This is a genomic window from Bradyrhizobium guangzhouense (assembly GCF_004114955.1).
Classification (GTDB): Bacteria; Pseudomonadota; Alphaproteobacteria; order Rhizobiales; family Xanthobacteraceae; genus Bradyrhizobium; species Bradyrhizobium guangzhouense.
Window position 1 is genome coordinate 4,920,238 of the sequence record NZ_CP030053.1, and the last position, 13,405, is coordinate 4,933,642.

General features: G+C 64.3%; 16 protein-coding genes and 1 pseudogene. 10 read left to right on the forward strand and 7 right to left on the reverse strand.

Going from position 1 to position 13,405, the window contains the following annotated elements:
- Nucleotides 1-42: 42 nt before the first annotated feature.
- On the reverse strand, nt 43-558 hold the full coding sequence (locus XH91_RS23640) for a YcgN family cysteine cluster protein (protein ID WP_128952803.1): 516 nt from the start codon (nt 556-558) through the stop codon (nt 43-45).
- 295 nt (nt 559-853) lie between these two features.
- Here XH91_RS23640 and XH91_RS23645 point away from each other — a divergent pair, with 295 nt between their 5' ends.
- The 3 genes from XH91_RS23645 to XH91_RS23655 are packed head-to-tail and all read left to right on the forward strand — an operon-like array spanning nt 854 to nt 4,317.
- Nucleotides 854-3,148 (forward strand): transglycosylase domain-containing protein, encoded by a 2,295-nt coding sequence (locus tag XH91_RS23645; RefSeq protein ID WP_128952804.1) that lies wholly within the window; start codon nt 854-856, stop codon nt 3,146-3,148.
- A 9-nt stretch (nt 3,149-3,157) separates the two neighbouring features.
- On the forward strand, nt 3,158-3,736 hold the full coding sequence (locus tag XH91_RS23650) for a DUF1214 domain-containing protein (RefSeq protein WP_128952805.1): 579 nt from the start codon (nt 3,158-3,160) through the stop codon (nt 3,734-3,736).
- Nucleotides 3,733-4,317 (forward strand): DUF1254 domain-containing protein, encoded by a 585-nt coding sequence (locus XH91_RS23655; RefSeq protein ID WP_128952806.1) that lies wholly within the window; start codon nt 3,733-3,735, stop codon nt 4,315-4,317. Before XH91_RS23650 ends, XH91_RS23655 begins: the two co-directional genes overlap by 4 nt.
- 234 nt (nt 4,318-4,551) lie before the next feature.
- On the opposite strand, the gene XH91_RS23660 is transcribed toward XH91_RS23655, so the two are convergent.
- The 3 genes from XH91_RS23660 to XH91_RS23670 all read right to left on the reverse strand — a co-directional run bounded on the left by XH91_RS23660 (nt 4,552) and on the right by XH91_RS23670 (nt 7,695).
- On the reverse strand, nt 4,552-5,751 hold the full coding sequence (locus XH91_RS23660) for an MFS transporter (protein ID WP_128954970.1): 1,200 nt from the start codon (nt 5,749-5,751) through the stop codon (nt 4,552-4,554).
- Between the two features lie 209 nt (nt 5,752-5,960).
- A complete protein-coding gene (locus XH91_RS23665; protein WP_128952807.1) occupies nt 5,961-7,328 on the reverse strand; it encodes an NAD(P)-binding domain-containing protein in 1,368 nt (455 codons plus the stop codon).
- A 49-nt stretch (nt 7,329-7,377) separates the two neighbouring features.
- Nucleotides 7,378-7,695 carry an ArsR/SmtB family transcription factor gene (locus XH91_RS23670; RefSeq protein ID WP_128954971.1) on the reverse strand — a complete coding sequence of 106 codons (318 nt, stop codon included), beginning with the start codon at nt 7,693-7,695 and terminating at the stop codon, nt 7,378-7,380.
- A 135-nt stretch (nt 7,696-7,830) separates the two neighbouring features.
- Between XH91_RS23670 and XH91_RS23675 the strand changes: the two genes are divergently transcribed.
- The 5 genes and pseudogenes from XH91_RS23675 to XH91_RS23695 all read left to right on the forward strand — a co-directional run bounded on the left by XH91_RS23675 (nt 7,831) and on the right by XH91_RS23695 (nt 10,794).
- Entirely contained in the window at nt 7,831-8,193 is a 363-nt protein-coding gene (locus XH91_RS23675) for an ArsR/SmtB family transcription factor (RefSeq protein ID WP_128952808.1), read from the forward strand.
- 1 nt (nt 8,194) lies between these two features.
- Nucleotides 8,195-8,305 (forward strand): annotated as a pseudogene (locus tag XH91_RS23680) (arsenate reductase ArsC); the annotation flags it as partial.
- A gap of 2 nt (nt 8,306-8,307) precedes the next feature.
- Nucleotides 8,308-9,366, forward strand: a complete 1,059-nt coding sequence (arsB, locus tag XH91_RS23685; protein WP_128952809.1) for an ACR3 family arsenite efflux transporter — start codon at nt 8,308-8,310, stop codon at nt 9,364-9,366.
- Between the two features lie 37 nt (nt 9,367-9,403).
- Complete coding sequence (gene arsC, locus XH91_RS23690) at nt 9,404-9,805, forward strand: arsenate reductase (glutaredoxin) (protein WP_128952810.1); 402 nt, start codon at nt 9,404-9,406, stop codon at nt 9,803-9,805.
- Between the two features lie 263 nt (nt 9,806-10,068).
- On the forward strand, nt 10,069-10,794 hold the full coding sequence (locus XH91_RS23695; RefSeq protein ID WP_128952811.1) for a Crp/Fnr family transcriptional regulator: 726 nt from the start codon (nt 10,069-10,071) through the stop codon (nt 10,792-10,794).
- 332 nt (nt 10,795-11,126) lie between these two features.
- Here the strand turns inward: XH91_RS23695 and XH91_RS23700 are convergent, their stop codons facing one another.
- Both XH91_RS23700 and XH91_RS39460 read right to left on the reverse strand, forming a co-directional pair.
- Nucleotides 11,127-11,552 carry a hypothetical protein gene (locus XH91_RS23700; RefSeq protein WP_128952812.1) on the reverse strand — a complete coding sequence of 142 codons (426 nt, stop codon included), beginning with the start codon at nt 11,550-11,552 and terminating at the stop codon, nt 11,127-11,129.
- Between the two features lie 173 nt (nt 11,553-11,725).
- Nucleotides 11,726-11,902, reverse strand: a complete 177-nt coding sequence (locus XH91_RS39460; RefSeq protein ID WP_245477186.1) for a hypothetical protein — start codon at nt 11,900-11,902, stop codon at nt 11,726-11,728.
- Between the two features lie 147 nt (nt 11,903-12,049).
- Here XH91_RS39460 and XH91_RS39465 point away from each other — a divergent pair, with 147 nt between their 5' ends.
- Complete coding sequence (locus XH91_RS39465) at nt 12,050-12,196, forward strand: hypothetical protein (RefSeq protein WP_245477187.1); 147 nt, start codon at nt 12,050-12,052, stop codon at nt 12,194-12,196.
- A gap of 47 nt (nt 12,197-12,243) precedes the next feature.
- Here the strand turns inward: XH91_RS39465 and XH91_RS23710 are convergent, their stop codons facing one another.
- Nucleotides 12,244-12,870, reverse strand: coding sequence for a LysR family transcriptional regulator (locus XH91_RS23710; protein ID WP_128952814.1), 627 nt, complete (start codon nt 12,868-12,870; stop codon nt 12,244-12,246).
- Between the two features lie 129 nt (nt 12,871-12,999).
- Here XH91_RS23710 and XH91_RS23715 point away from each other — a divergent pair, with 129 nt between their 5' ends.
- On the forward strand, nt 13,000-13,392 hold the full coding sequence (locus XH91_RS23715) for a RidA family protein (RefSeq protein ID WP_128952815.1): 393 nt from the start codon (nt 13,000-13,002) through the stop codon (nt 13,390-13,392).
- The last annotated feature ends 13 nt before the right edge of the window (nt 13,393-13,405 follow it).

Below are 13,405 nucleotides of genomic sequence, written 5' to 3' on the forward strand. Positions count from 1 at the left end.
GCACCAGGGTCATCCCGAACACGTGATGAGAGAGCCGGCCGATCAGTCGTTGGGACGTCGCTTCAGGCGTGCCCGTTTCGGCACCTGCCCCGGCCATTGCACCAGATAGTGCTCGAGCTCGTTGTCCGGGATCTCGTTCTCGGTGCCCGCGACCCGGCCGCGCACGGAGACGCCGGCCTCGTGCACCGTATTGGGATCCCCTGAGATCAGCGGGTGCCACCAGTAGAGATCGCGGCCTTGTGCGACCAGCCTGTAGCCGCAGCTCGGCGGCAACCAGGACAGGGTGCGGACCTTTTCGGGCGTCATGACAACGCAGTCCGGCACGTAGTCGAAGCGATTCGCATAGTCCTTGCAGCCGGCGGTGCAGGAATCGAGCATCTTGCAGCTGACATCGGTGAAATAGATCTCGCCGGTATCCTCGTCCTCGAGCTTGTTCAGGCAGCAGCGGCCGCAGCCGTCGCACAGGCTCTCCCATTCGGTGGTCGACATGTCCTCCATCTTCTTGGTTTTCCAAAAGAATCCATCCTGGTCCGAAGGTGGTTTGCGTGCTGCGGTCATGCGCCTGATACTGATCCAAAGAGCTGCGGCCAGCGCCATCTAGGGTGCGCGGGCGTCCGACTGCAAGGAACACCCCTGCGAGGCCCGTATTGAACCGGGGTTCAATTAGGCCTGTTGTTCAAAATTGCGAGCCTGACCATTGGTTTATAGGCCCCGCTCGGCTAGAAGAACAGCAAGTCCGCTTGAGGTGCGCGAAACGGGTGCCTTGGGTTTGCCGCAACAATCCCGCAAGACGTCTCGATGCCGCCCCGGCCGGGTGCTTGAACGCTTTCGAACCGAGCCTCAAGGGTTCTAGGTGGTCCAGAACACACCATCCAACTGGAAGAGTCGTATCAGGAACTTCTTCCTGGACCTCGACGCACGCATCGACTCCTCGCTGTTCTCCTCGGCGAAGGGCATCCGCGAACTCTACGAGCGCTACTCGACCTTCATGGACCGCTTCTATGTCGGGCGGTGGAAGCGCTGGGTGTTCATCGAGCCGCTGTCGGAAGCCGCAACCATCGGTCTCGGCGGCATGGTGCTGATGCTGATCCTCGCCATCCCCGCCTTCCGCGAGACCGCGGACGAGGACTGGCTGAAGAAGTCCGACCTCGCGGTGACGTTCCTCGACCGCTACGGCAACCCGATCGGCAGCCGCGGCATCAAGCATAACGACTCGATCCCGCTGGAAGATTTTCCCGACGTCCTGATCAAGGCGACGCTCGCGACCGAAGACCGCCGCTTCTACGACCATTTCGGCATCGACATCGCCGGCACCGCCCGCGCGCTCGTCACCAACGCGCAAGCCGGCGGCGTGCGCCAGGGCGGCTCCTCGATCACGCAGCAGCTCGCCAAGAACCTGTTCCTGAGCAACGAGCGCACCATCGAACGCAAGATCAACGAGGCCTTCCTCGCGGTCTGGCTGGAATGGCGCCTGACCAAGAACGAGATCCTCAAGCTCTATCTCGACCGCGCCTATATGGGCGGCGGCACTTTCGGCGTCGACGGCGCGGCGCATTTCTACTTCAACAAGTCCGCGCGCGACGTGAACCTCGCCGAAGCCGCGATGCTTGCCGGTCTGTTCAAGGCGCCGACGAAATACGCGCCGCACATCAACCTGCCCGCCGCGCGCGCTCGCGCCAACGTCGTGCTCGACAATCTCGTCGATGCCGGCTTCATGACCGAGGGCCAGGTGTTCGGCGCCCGCCGCAATCCGGCCTTCGCGGTCGACCGCCGCGACGAGGCTTCGCCGAACTATTATCTCGACTACGCCTTCGACGAGATGCGCAAGCTGGTCGACACTTTCCCGAAATCCTATACCGAGCGCGTCTTCGTCGTTCGCCTCGCCATCGACACCAACGTGCAGAAGGCGGCGGAAGACGCGATCGAGAACCAGCTGCGCCAGTTCGGCCGCGACTATCACGCGACCCAGGCCGCGACCGTGGTGTCGGATCTCGACGGCGGCATCCGCGCCATGGTCGGCGGCCGCGATTACGGCGCGAGTCAGTTCAACCGCGCGGTCGACGCCTATCGCCAGCCCGGCTCCTCGTTCAAGCCTTACGTCTACACCACCGCGCTGCTGAACGGCTTCACGCCGAACTCGGTCGTGATCGACGGGCCGGTCTGCATCGGCAATTGGTGCCCGCAGAACTATGGCCATTCCTATTCCGGCGCGGTGACGCTGACGCAGGCGATCACACGCTCGATCAACGTCGTGCCCGTCAAGCTGTCGATCGCGATCGGCCAGAAGGAGCAGCCGAAGGCGCCGAACCCGGCCAAGATCGGCCGCGCCAAGATCGTCGAGGTCGCGCGCCGCTTCGGCATCAAGGCGCCGCTGCCCGACACGCCGTCGATGCCGATCGGCTCGGACGAGGTCACCGTGCTCGAGCACGCCGTGGCGTATGCGACCTTCCCGAACCGCGGCAAGGCCGTGACGCCGCATGCGATCCTCGAGGTGCGGACCGGCGCCGGTGATCTGGTCTGGCGCTGGGACCGCGACGGCCCGAAGCCGAAGCAGGCCATTCCGCCGAACATTGCCGCCGACATGGCCGGCATGATGAGCCACGTCGTCAGCGAAGGCACGGCGCGCCGCGCCGCGCTCGACGGCATTCCGACCGCCGGCAAGACCGGCACGACGAATGCGTATCGCGACGCCTGGTTCGTCGGCTACACCGGCAATTTCACCTGCGCCGTCTGGTACGGCAATGACGACTATTCGCCGACCAACCGCATGACCGGCGGCTCGCTCCCAGCGCAGACCTGGCACGACATCATGGTCGCCGCCCATCAGGGCGTCGAGATCAGGGAAATCCCCGGCGTCGGCATGGGCCAGAAGCTGCCGCGGGAGCCTCTCACCAACGCGCAGGCCAATGCAGGACCGAAGGTGCTCGAGACCAAGCCCGGTCCGCCGCCGGTGCTGACCAAGCGCGGCGCCGACATCCTGGTGCACGTCGAGAAGCTGCTCGACGACGCGGCCAAGACCGCGAGCAAATCGGCTGCCGACGACAGCACGAAGCCGGCCAAGCCGACGGCGTCGACGAGCGCGCTCGCCTTCCCGCAGAATTATGCGGCGGAGGAGAACGCCAACGCATCCACCCCGCGCAAGAACTGATCTGATCCCGTGCGGCTGCTCCTGATCACATTGACGGCCCTGCTGCTCGCGACCGTGGTCGGCGTCGGCGCCACCTGGATGACGACGACGCGCGGCACCGAGATCGGCGCGCTGACCATCGGGGCCTGGACCGCCCGTCCCCGCACCGGCACCGCCGACGTCGATCCCTATTCGCGCGCCACCATCGTGCGCAACGGCGAGCTGCCGATCGGCACCGGCGACGGTGTCGCCTTCACAGCAACGGCCGACGACAAGAAGAAGGCGCTCGACGGCCGCTGCGACGTCGTCGTCTCGGGCGTGACCCCGCCGGCGCGGTTCTGGACGCTGACGCTGTACGACCGCAAGGGCCATCTCGTCGCCAATTCGCTGCAACGTTACGGCTTCACCAGCCAGGAGATCGTGCGCTCCTCCGACGGCTCGTTCGAGATCCACATCGCCGCGCGCTCGCGCGCCGGCAACTGGCTGCCGACCGGCGGCATCGAACGCTATGCGCTGATGCTCCGCCTCTACGACACGCCGGTCGGGGTGGCGACGCGCACCAAGCGCGACGCGCCGATGCCCAGCATCTCGACGGTCGGCTGCTCATGATCCGCCTGGCGTTCACGATTCTGGCCGGCGTGGTGTTGGGCCTCGTGGTCCATCTCGTCAGCGTGCTGGCGCTGCCGCGCATCGCAACGCAGGACGCCTATTCGCGGCTGACGCCGATGACCAAGCTCAACGGCGTGACGCAGCTGCCGCTGGCCGATCCCAACACCTCGCCGATGCCGTTCATGGACCCGGCCTTCGCGCTCGCGATCTGCCGCTATGATCTTTCGGGCGGGCCGATCAAGCTCGCGGTGCCGGTGAGCCAGGCCTATACGTCGGTGTCGTTCTACACCCGCAACGAGATCGCCTATTACGCCATCAACGACCGCTCGGCCGGCAAGAAGGTGATCGAGCTCGACCTGATGACGGAAGCGCAGCACAACGCCCTGCCCGAGGACGAAGAGGTGACCGCGGCCGACCGCCTGATCATCGATTCCCCGACGACGACAGGCCTGATCCTGATGAAGGCGCTCGCCGCCGAGCCCGGCCTGATGCCGCAGGCGCAAGCCTCGCTTGCCGCTGCGACCTGCGCACCGCAGACCGAGGCGCCCGCCAAGGCCGAGACACCGCGCGCCCGGCGCTGACGCGCACGCTGAGACGCCCTCAAAGTCAGAGCTTCGAAAACAACCCCATGCACAGTAGCGCGGGCATTGAAGCGATTGGCAATTTCCGGTTTCGCGCGGGAGAGGGTGTTTACCGTGGTGAGGCCCCCCCTGCCCGCCGGATTTTTCCGCTTTGACACGTCGGGCAAAACACTGGCAGAATGGCATCATCGGAAATTCCAAAAACCCGCGCGGAGAAATCCGCCGCGGGTTTTCTCATGTCGGAGCTTCCGCTCTCACGATGGCTGCTTTTCCCAGCGCGCCATCCGCGCCCAGAGCAAAGGCCAATGGCCCGAGCAGGATTCCAGAGGCAAGCACCGCGAACACCAGCCGCCAGCCGGTCGCGCTCTCCGGGCCGCCCGCTGCGTCGAGCGCCGCGCCAGTGCCCCAGGCTCCAAGCGCGGACAGGCCGAAGCCGACGGTGGAATGCAGGGCCAGCGTGGCGCCACGATGTTCGGATACGGCCGCAGCGGACATGCCGGCCGTCAGCGCGCCGGAATCGGCCGGCACCGTCAGGCCATAGATCATCAGCAGCAATGCAAGCACCCATGCGGGCGCAGTCGCGTTGAGGCCGATGATGATCGCAACGCAGGCCGACGCCAGCATCACGATCGTGATGGTGCGATGTCGTCCGAATTTCAGCGCTGCCTCGTTGCCGAGGATGCTCGCGGGCATCGAGATCACCGCGAAGCAGAAGCTCATGGCGACAGGGCTGAGCCATGATGGCGCACCTTGATGCGCGATGACGAACGTCCAGAAGCCGACCAGCCAGGTGCGGATGCCGTAGAGCTCGAAGCAGTGCGCGCCGTAGCCGAAGATGTAGCCGAGCGCCTCGCGGTTGGCGAAGACGGGGGCGAAGTCGAGCAATCGCCCCACCTTCGGAACGGGTCGCTGCGCCTGCATCAGGAGGCACGCGACGACCATGGCGACGGGACCGAAGCCGGTCACGACGAAGGCGGTCCGCCATCCCCAACGATCGGCGATGATTTGCGCCACCAGGAACGAGAGGCCGACGCCAACCGAAAAGCTCGACGTGTACAACGTGACGGCCCGCGAGGTGTCGCCGGCCGGCAACCGGTCCGTCAACGCCTTCAAACCCGGCATGTAAGCGCCGGCAAATCCGAGTCCTGCGAGGGACCAGATCGCCGCGCCCGACCAGAATCCTCGCGCGAAGATGCCAAAGGCCACGGTCGCAAGTCCGCTGAAGACCGAGCCACAGAGCAGCACGAGCCGCGCATCGATGCGGTCGGTCAGCGTCGTCAGCAAGGGCACCGCGAGCATGTAGCCGAACGCATAACCGCTCGCCATCAACCCGCCCTCCGCTGCGGAGAGTCCCCACGCCGGCATCAGATGCTGCGCGAGATTGGCCGACAACGTCACGTGCGGCAACAGATTGCCGACCTGTCCGATGCACATCACCGCGATGAGAGACCGACCGCTCAGACTACGAATGGCTTCCCCCTCTTACCCTGGCGATTGCATATGGATTACACCATCGTGCGCGGGCTTCATCCGCCTCTCCCGCTTGCGGGAGCGGGAGCACATTGCCGCAGCGTCGTGGCACGCCATATGCGATTGCCATGCGCCTCTTACGACCAAAACGACGGCGCCCGAGCCGGCACGGCTTAAGCGCAACCACAGCCGGATGCGCCAGCCTTCTTGGCCGTTTCGTCAGCGGCACAGCACGCCGAGGCGTCTTGCTTCGCCGGCCCGCCGCAACATCCCGCGTCCCCGGCGCTCTCGACCCCGCCACGCGTGCAGACGCCGGTTTCCGGCAGCACGAGTTCGACCCTCGCCGCGGCCTTCTTGTCCCCGGCGATATCGGCGGCAATCGAACGGACCTGCTCGTAGCCGGTCATCATCAGGAAAGTCGGCGCGCGACCGTACGACTTCATGCCGGCCAAATAGAAGCCCGGCTCATCATGGGACAGCTCGCGTGCGCCGTGCGGGCGCACGGTGCCGCAGCTATGCTCGTTGGGATCGATGAGCGGCGCCAGTGCGACCGGCGCCTCGATGGCCGGATCGAGCCGCATGCGCAGCTCGGACAGAAACGAAAAGTCGGGACGGAAGCCGGTCGATACGATCAGTTCGTCCACGACCACGCTGCGCGCACCACAACAGGCGCCGGCCGAGATCTTCAGGCGGCCTCCGGACTCGGACAGATGCGTGACGCCGAACTCGGTCTCGACCTCGATCCTGCCGGAGGTCACGAGCGCGGCAAAGGCACTGCCGAGCGCACCGCGCGCCGCAAGCTTGTCGTTGCGGCCGCCGCCGAACGCTTTTGCCGGATCGGCGCCGCGCACAAGCCAGACGGGCTGCGTCCCCGGCACCTCGTCGGCAAGGCGCGCGAGGTCGATCAACGTGCCGACCGCGGAGTGGCCGGCGCCGAGCACGGCAACTTTCTTGCCGGCACATCTGGAACGTTGGGCGCCCCACACATCGGGCATGCCATAGGCGACGCGGTCGGCGCTGTCAGCCTCGCCGATCGCCGGCAGACCGTTGCTGCCGGCGGGATTGGGAGAGAACCATGTCCCTGACGTATCGATCACGGCATCGGCGCGCAGAACCTCGGGCCCGCTGCCGTTCTGGTAGCGGATTTCGAAAGGCGCCTGCGCTCTGCCCTTCGTCTTCGCCTTGTCGAAGCCGACGCGGCTGATGGCCGAAACGCGGCTGGAGGTGCGGATGACCTCGCGCAGCGGCGTTCGTGTCGCGAGCGGCTCGAGATATCCCTCGAGCAGCTCGCCGCCGGTCGGATAGGCTTGAGGGTCCGGCGAATTCCAGCCCGTCGGCGCGAGCAGACGCGCAGCGGCCTTGTCGACATTGTATTCCCAGGGCGAGAACAGCTGAACGTGCTGCCACTGGCGGATCGCATGCCCCGCCTCCGGGCCGGCCTCGAGCACGATCGGAGACATGCCGCGTTCCAGCACGTGTGCGGCCGCTGCGAGGCCGACAGGCCCCGCCCCGATGATGGCCACCGTCTTCGCATCGCTCATTCCGCTACTCCCATCATTCTAGAATCATCGAATAAGTCGGTAAAAAAAATCACGCCGCCGATTGAGCGCCCCCGCATCCGACTTCGTCCGCACAGCACTCCGCTGCCAGGAAATCCACCAGCCCACGCATCGCGTCGAAGTTGGCGTGACAGACGAGGGTGGTGGATTCGCGGACCTGGCTGACGAGCCCGACCGCAACCAGAGATTTGATGTGGTGAGACAGCGTCGACGCCGGGATCTTCAGCTTGTCCTGCAAACGGCCGACAGGCATGCCGGAGTGTCCTGCCCGCACCAGGGCGCGATAGATCTGCAGCCGGGTCCGGTTACCCAAAGCTTCCAGACGGGCTGCTGCATCGTCGATCTTCATGGAGAGCATCATGCGCCCTCCCGGATCGGCCTGTCAACGATATTTCTAGAATGTTCGAAATATTAACTCCCGGCAGCCGGCGCCGATGAAAATTCCGGATTGACGCCCCGTTTATATTTCCATAAATCTGGATATATGGAAACTGAAGAAGCCGTGCTGGCGCTCGCCGCCCTGTCGCAATCGACCCGTCTGGAGGCATTCCGGACGCTGGTCAGGCACGAACCCGACGGCCTTGCGGCCGGGGACCTGGCCCGGCAGCTGGAAGTACCGCCGAACACGCTGTCGGCTCACCTGTCGATCCTGACACGCGCGCGTCTCGTGACCTCCGAGCGGCACAGCCGTTCGATCGTCTACCGTGCCAACCTCGCCGAGTTCCGCGATGTCGCGGTTTTCCTGCTGCGCGATTGCTGCGGCGGACGGCCGGAGGTCTGCGAGCCGGTCGTCGACAGCCTGCGAGCCTGCTGCACGCCAAAGCGAAAGGGGAGAGTCCGTGCCTGATACCTTTGTGAACTTGCCGCTCAGGAGCATCGACAAGCTGTCGCTCGGCACCAGGCTGCGCGAGATCGGCCGCTCCGACGGGACCAAGTCCAACAGAAACGACGTGGCATAGCGATGAACATCTTCGAACGGTACCTGACCCTTTGGGTTGCGCTTTGCATCGTCGTCGGCGTGGCCCTGGGGCACGTCACGCCGGGCTTCTTCGGTACGGTCGCAGCCGCCGAGATCGCCAAGGTCAACTTGCCGGTAGCAATGCTGATCTGGCTGATGATCGTGCCAATGTTGCTGAAGATAGATTTCGGCTCATTGGGCGAGGTGCGGCAGCACTGGCGCGGTGTCGGCATTACTCTTTTCATCAACTGGGCGGTGAAGCCATTCTCGATGGCGCTGCTGGGCTCATTCTTCATCGGCCACCTGTTCGCGCCGTGGTTACCCGCTGGCCAGATTCCGTCCTACATTGCCGGCTTGATCCTGTTGGCGGCTGCGCCCTGCACCGCGATGGTGTTCGTGTGGTCCAACCTGTGCGAGGGAGAGCCTCATTATACGCTGAGTCAGGTCGCGCTGAACGACGTGATCATGGTTTTCCTGTTCGCCCCGCTGGTGGGACTGCTGCTTGGGGTTGCCTCGATCAGCGTCCCATGGGGTACGCTGTTGCTCTCCGTTCTGCTTTATATCGTGGTGCCGGTGATCGTCGCACAGGTGTGGCGCAGGGTGCTCTTGCGAACGGGCAAGGACGGTTTCGGCCGCGTCATGCGCGTGCTGCAGCCTCTTTCGCTGGTTGCACTGCTCGCCACGCTGGTGTTGCTGTTCGGCTTCCAGGGAGAGCAGATCGTCAGGCAGCCGGGCGTCATTGCCATCCTGGCCGTGCCAATTCTCGTTCAAGTCTATTTCAACGCGGGCCTGGCCTACTGGCTGAGCCGACGGTTCGGCGTGGCGTGGTGCGTCGCGGCTCCAGCCGCCCTGATCGGCGCGAGCAATTTCTTCGAGCTGGCGGTCGCTGCCGCAATCAGCCTGTTCGGCCTGGACTCCGGCGCGGCGCTGGCAACCGTGGTGGGCGTCCTTGTCGAGGTGCCGGTGATGCTGTCGGTCGTCCGCATCGTCAAGGCGACCCGGAACTGGTACGAAGCCGGAGCCGGCAGGGTCTCGGCGTCACTGCAGCAGGATCATGGATGAGAGCAGCTGGCCCCTCCGCAACCGCAGAGACATTCCGATGAGCGTCACGATCTATCACAACCCCGACTGCGGCACCTCGCGCAACACGCTGGCGATGATCCGGCAGAGCGGCGTGGAGCCAATCGTCATTGAATATCTGAAGACGCCACCGTCGCGCGAGACGCTCAAGCGCCTCATTGCGGCGATGGGAATATCCGCCCGCGCCTTGCTGCGCGAGAAGGGCACGCCTTACAAGGACCTCGGTCTCGCCGAGCCAAAATGGTCCGATGACGAACTGATCGACCAGATGCTCGCGCATCCCATCCTGATCAATCGCCCGATCGTGGTGACGCCGAAGGGCACGCGCCTGTGCCGCCCCTCGGAGGCCGTCGTCGATCTCCTGGACAATCCCGTCGGCCGGTTCGTGAAGGAAGACGGCGAGGTCGTCGAAGCGCGATAGGCGGCTCTCGGGCCTGCCGCTCCCGATGCCAGCTCTTGTCCCTTCTCCGGGCCTCTGTGTTTCGCCCTCAGTGCCCGGCGCATTCTTGGCCAAATGAGTAAGTTGAGCGCTTCTTCGCCGTTCTCGCCCGCCACCGAAAGTCTTTTGAACCAACACGACCTGTGGTAGTTTACCAGGCATCACCGGCCAAGGCTTTGCCGTAGGCGTCGGTGGCTGAGAGACCGAGCGCGCTCCCGCCTGCTTATGCAACGGGAGCGCTGTCCATGCCGCACCAAAAGCTCATTGAACGTTTGCTTGCCGTCAGCAGGCTGTCGAAAAGCGAGCAGAATGCGCTGGTTGGTTTGCCGTACGCGGTACGCAATCTGGCGGACGGAGACATTGTCGTTCATCAGGGCGATCGCTCCTCCTGCTGCACCGTATTGATGAGCGGCTTCCTGTCGCGGCAAAGGGTGATTTCAGAACGAAATCAGATATCGGCATTTTACGTGCCCGGCGACATCCCGGATCTTCACAGCCTGCATGTGCCAATCATCGATCATGATCTGTGCAGCACCGGCCCGTCCACCATCGCCACCGTCAGCCACGTTGCGCTGAGACAGCTGTTACGGGATTTCCCCGCGCTCACTTACGCCCTCTGGGGAGAGACTGTCATCCAGGCGGCAATCTATCGAAACTGGGTGGAGAACCTCGGGGCACGCGCTGCCCTTCCGCGAGTTGCCCATTTGCTTTGCGAACTTGCAACGCGACTGCAACAGGTCGGCCTGGCGAGCGGTGGCAGAATGAATTTGCCGTTCACGCAAGGTGACCTTGCCGATGCTTGTGGCCTCTCGACCGTGCACATCAATCGCACAATTCAAGAACTTCGACGTCGGCGCTTGATCGACTGGCAAAGCCAAACGCTGGAATTGCTGGAGCGTGTAGAGCTGGAATTCATAGCGGAGTTCAATCAAGACTACCTGCTTGGAAGACCAAGTCTCGCGCAGCATTAGTCAATGGGCCAGCTCATGGCCCATCTTTGGCACCGTCATTGCGGACCTTCGCCGATCGAGTTCCGGAGCGCTGGCCGGCTCTCCTGCCCCGCGGGCGTCGGCGAACGCCAAATGAGGCCGCCGTGGAACAACTTGACATTTGTTAGGTTGACCTGACGCCATCGCAGTGGGGTGCGCAATGTCACAAGACGATTTGTCCAACAAGGCGGAGCGGGCCCTCGTGACGGTCGCGCTGAGCACTGCGATGCTCATCATATGCCTCGGATCCTTGCTTTACAGATGAGCCACGCCTTCGCGCATGGATGGACTCGCGAACAGCCGCCTGCCCCGCGTCATCGCTCCTCCGTCGGATGCACCCATTTGTAGGGCGTGATGCTCCGCGTTTCCGTCAGCTTGATCATGTGAACAGGCGGCGCGGACCGTCCCCTCCGGCACGAGCGGCACTTCAGCGAGGCCTCCAGCTTCCAGATCGGCGTATCGCGCGGGCGGCGGATCGCATCGAGCGGCAGGCTCGCGCGCGACTTGCACCTGTTGCATTCGACCTCGAGCCAGCCCATCCCGCCGTTGAGGCATTGCCCGATGGTCGGCGACGGCTGCGAGGGGCCGCCGTACCCCTCCATGCGCACCGACCAGGCCTCGGCCTCGGCACGATCGGCCTCGCGCACCGCCTTCTTCGCCTCCTCCCGCGCATGCTTGGCGGAAATCTCCGCGCCCATGATGCGGCCGCCCCAGATGACCTCGCGTGATTTGGTGCCCATGCCGCGATCAAAGCAACGTGAAAGCGCCTTGGCAAATTATCGATGGGTGGTAGGTCGGATCGGCAGCTCGCTACTGCGCGTCGTGGGTGTGGACAAGTGTCGGTGCGCCGCTGTCCGCTCATGCAAAACCGCCCCTGACACGGGGTCAAGGGCGGTTTCCCAGATCAGGCCGATCAGTGACCGGTGCCGGGCTTGCTGGTTTTCGGCGGCTTGCCGTCTTCCATACGACCTTCGTTGCGAAGATCGCGGCCCTCCTGGGCCTTGCGCAGGCTCTTCGGATCCTTGCCGTGCTCGTTCATCTCTTCCTTGATGTAGCCGGCGCCTTCCTTGATCTTGCCTTCAACGCTCATGACGTCCTCCTTCAATATGGGAGGCAACGCGCTGACCAACCCGGCGTTCCGGCGCTCGAAATCCGTCTCGCACGGGAACGCTGGGACCTGCCCTGCGTTACGGAGCAAATGAGTGAGGTCCGACGAAAAGACCGGCAGGAAAAGACCTTGAGCGAAAGGCTCGCCGAGGCTGCGCGCGAAGCCCGAGCGCAGGCGCAGCTTCTGCCGGATGGACGGTTGCGAGACGTTCTGCTGGAAAAGGCGCGCCAGTACGAGGCGCAGATACCGCTCAATGCATTTCTGGGACAGCGATGATCGATCCGAGCTGCCGCGGATGTGGCCGCTCTCATCGCCGATAAGAATCAGCTTCCGACGCCGCCGACCAGCCGCGGCCGGCGGCTCGCGCGCGCCTTCGCATCCATCACCGTACGCAGCCATTCGCGAAAGCTGACGATCTCCGGGCAATCCGCAGTGCCCTCGGGCGCGATCAGCCAATCGCCAAGACCTGTCCTCTCGGTGATCCTGTCACAGCGATAACCAGGGTGATGGCCGAGGCTGCGGGCGATCAAGAGATCAACCTTGCCCTCGACGAGCTCATGCAGGCCGGCGGGCTGGAGCACGCGCAAGCCGATCTCCGCATGCGCGCTTCGAAACGCCGCGAGATCAAGGCGGCGCAGATCGAAGCTGGCATGGACGCCCAATTGCAGCAGCACGACACCTTCAGGCTTCAATTGCGAGGTCGCTTCCGCGATGTGGCGAAAGCCCTCCGACACCCCGGGCAGATAGGCCTGACCTGCCGCAGTCAGGATGAGTTGCTTGTGCAGCCGCTCGAACAGCTGCACGCCGAGGCGCGCTTCCAGCGCTTTCACCTGCTGGCCGACGGCGGCGGGCGTCACGTGAAGTTCGTGCGCGGCCAGCTTGAAGCTGAGATGGCGCGCGGCGGCCTCGAAGGCACGGAGTGCGTTGAGTGGCGGAAGGGCGTAGGTCATCGCGCATCAGTTTGACACTGATGGCCCGCCGTCTTGCAATAGATTTTCTTGCGCTGAACCGCAGGAATCATGCTTTGCGCAGTAGCGATGTCGCCGGATACGGTCAAGTTCGCAATCCGGAGACAGGACATGCCCCAAGCTCACATCGTCAGTCACAATCCCGGAACGGTTCACCCTCCCGCCGGCGGCTACAGCCTTGGACTTGAAGTGACGCAGCACCGCCGCCTGCTCTTCATCAGCGGCCAGGTGCCGGAATGGTCCGACGGCTCCGTGCCCGAAGGGTTCGAGGCGCAATGCGAGCAGGCCTGGCGTAACGTCATGGAGGTGCTCGCTGCTGCCGGCCTTGGCGTTGAACATCTGGTCAAGGTCACCACCTTCCTGACCGACCGCAGTCAGGTCGTGACCAACCGCATCGTTCGCCGCAGCATGCTCGGGGAGCATCAACCCGCGCTGACGGTCATGATCGCCGAGACCGTCGACAGCAAATGGCTGCTGGAGATCGAGGCGATCGCCGCAGAGTGAAAACAGCTTCAAC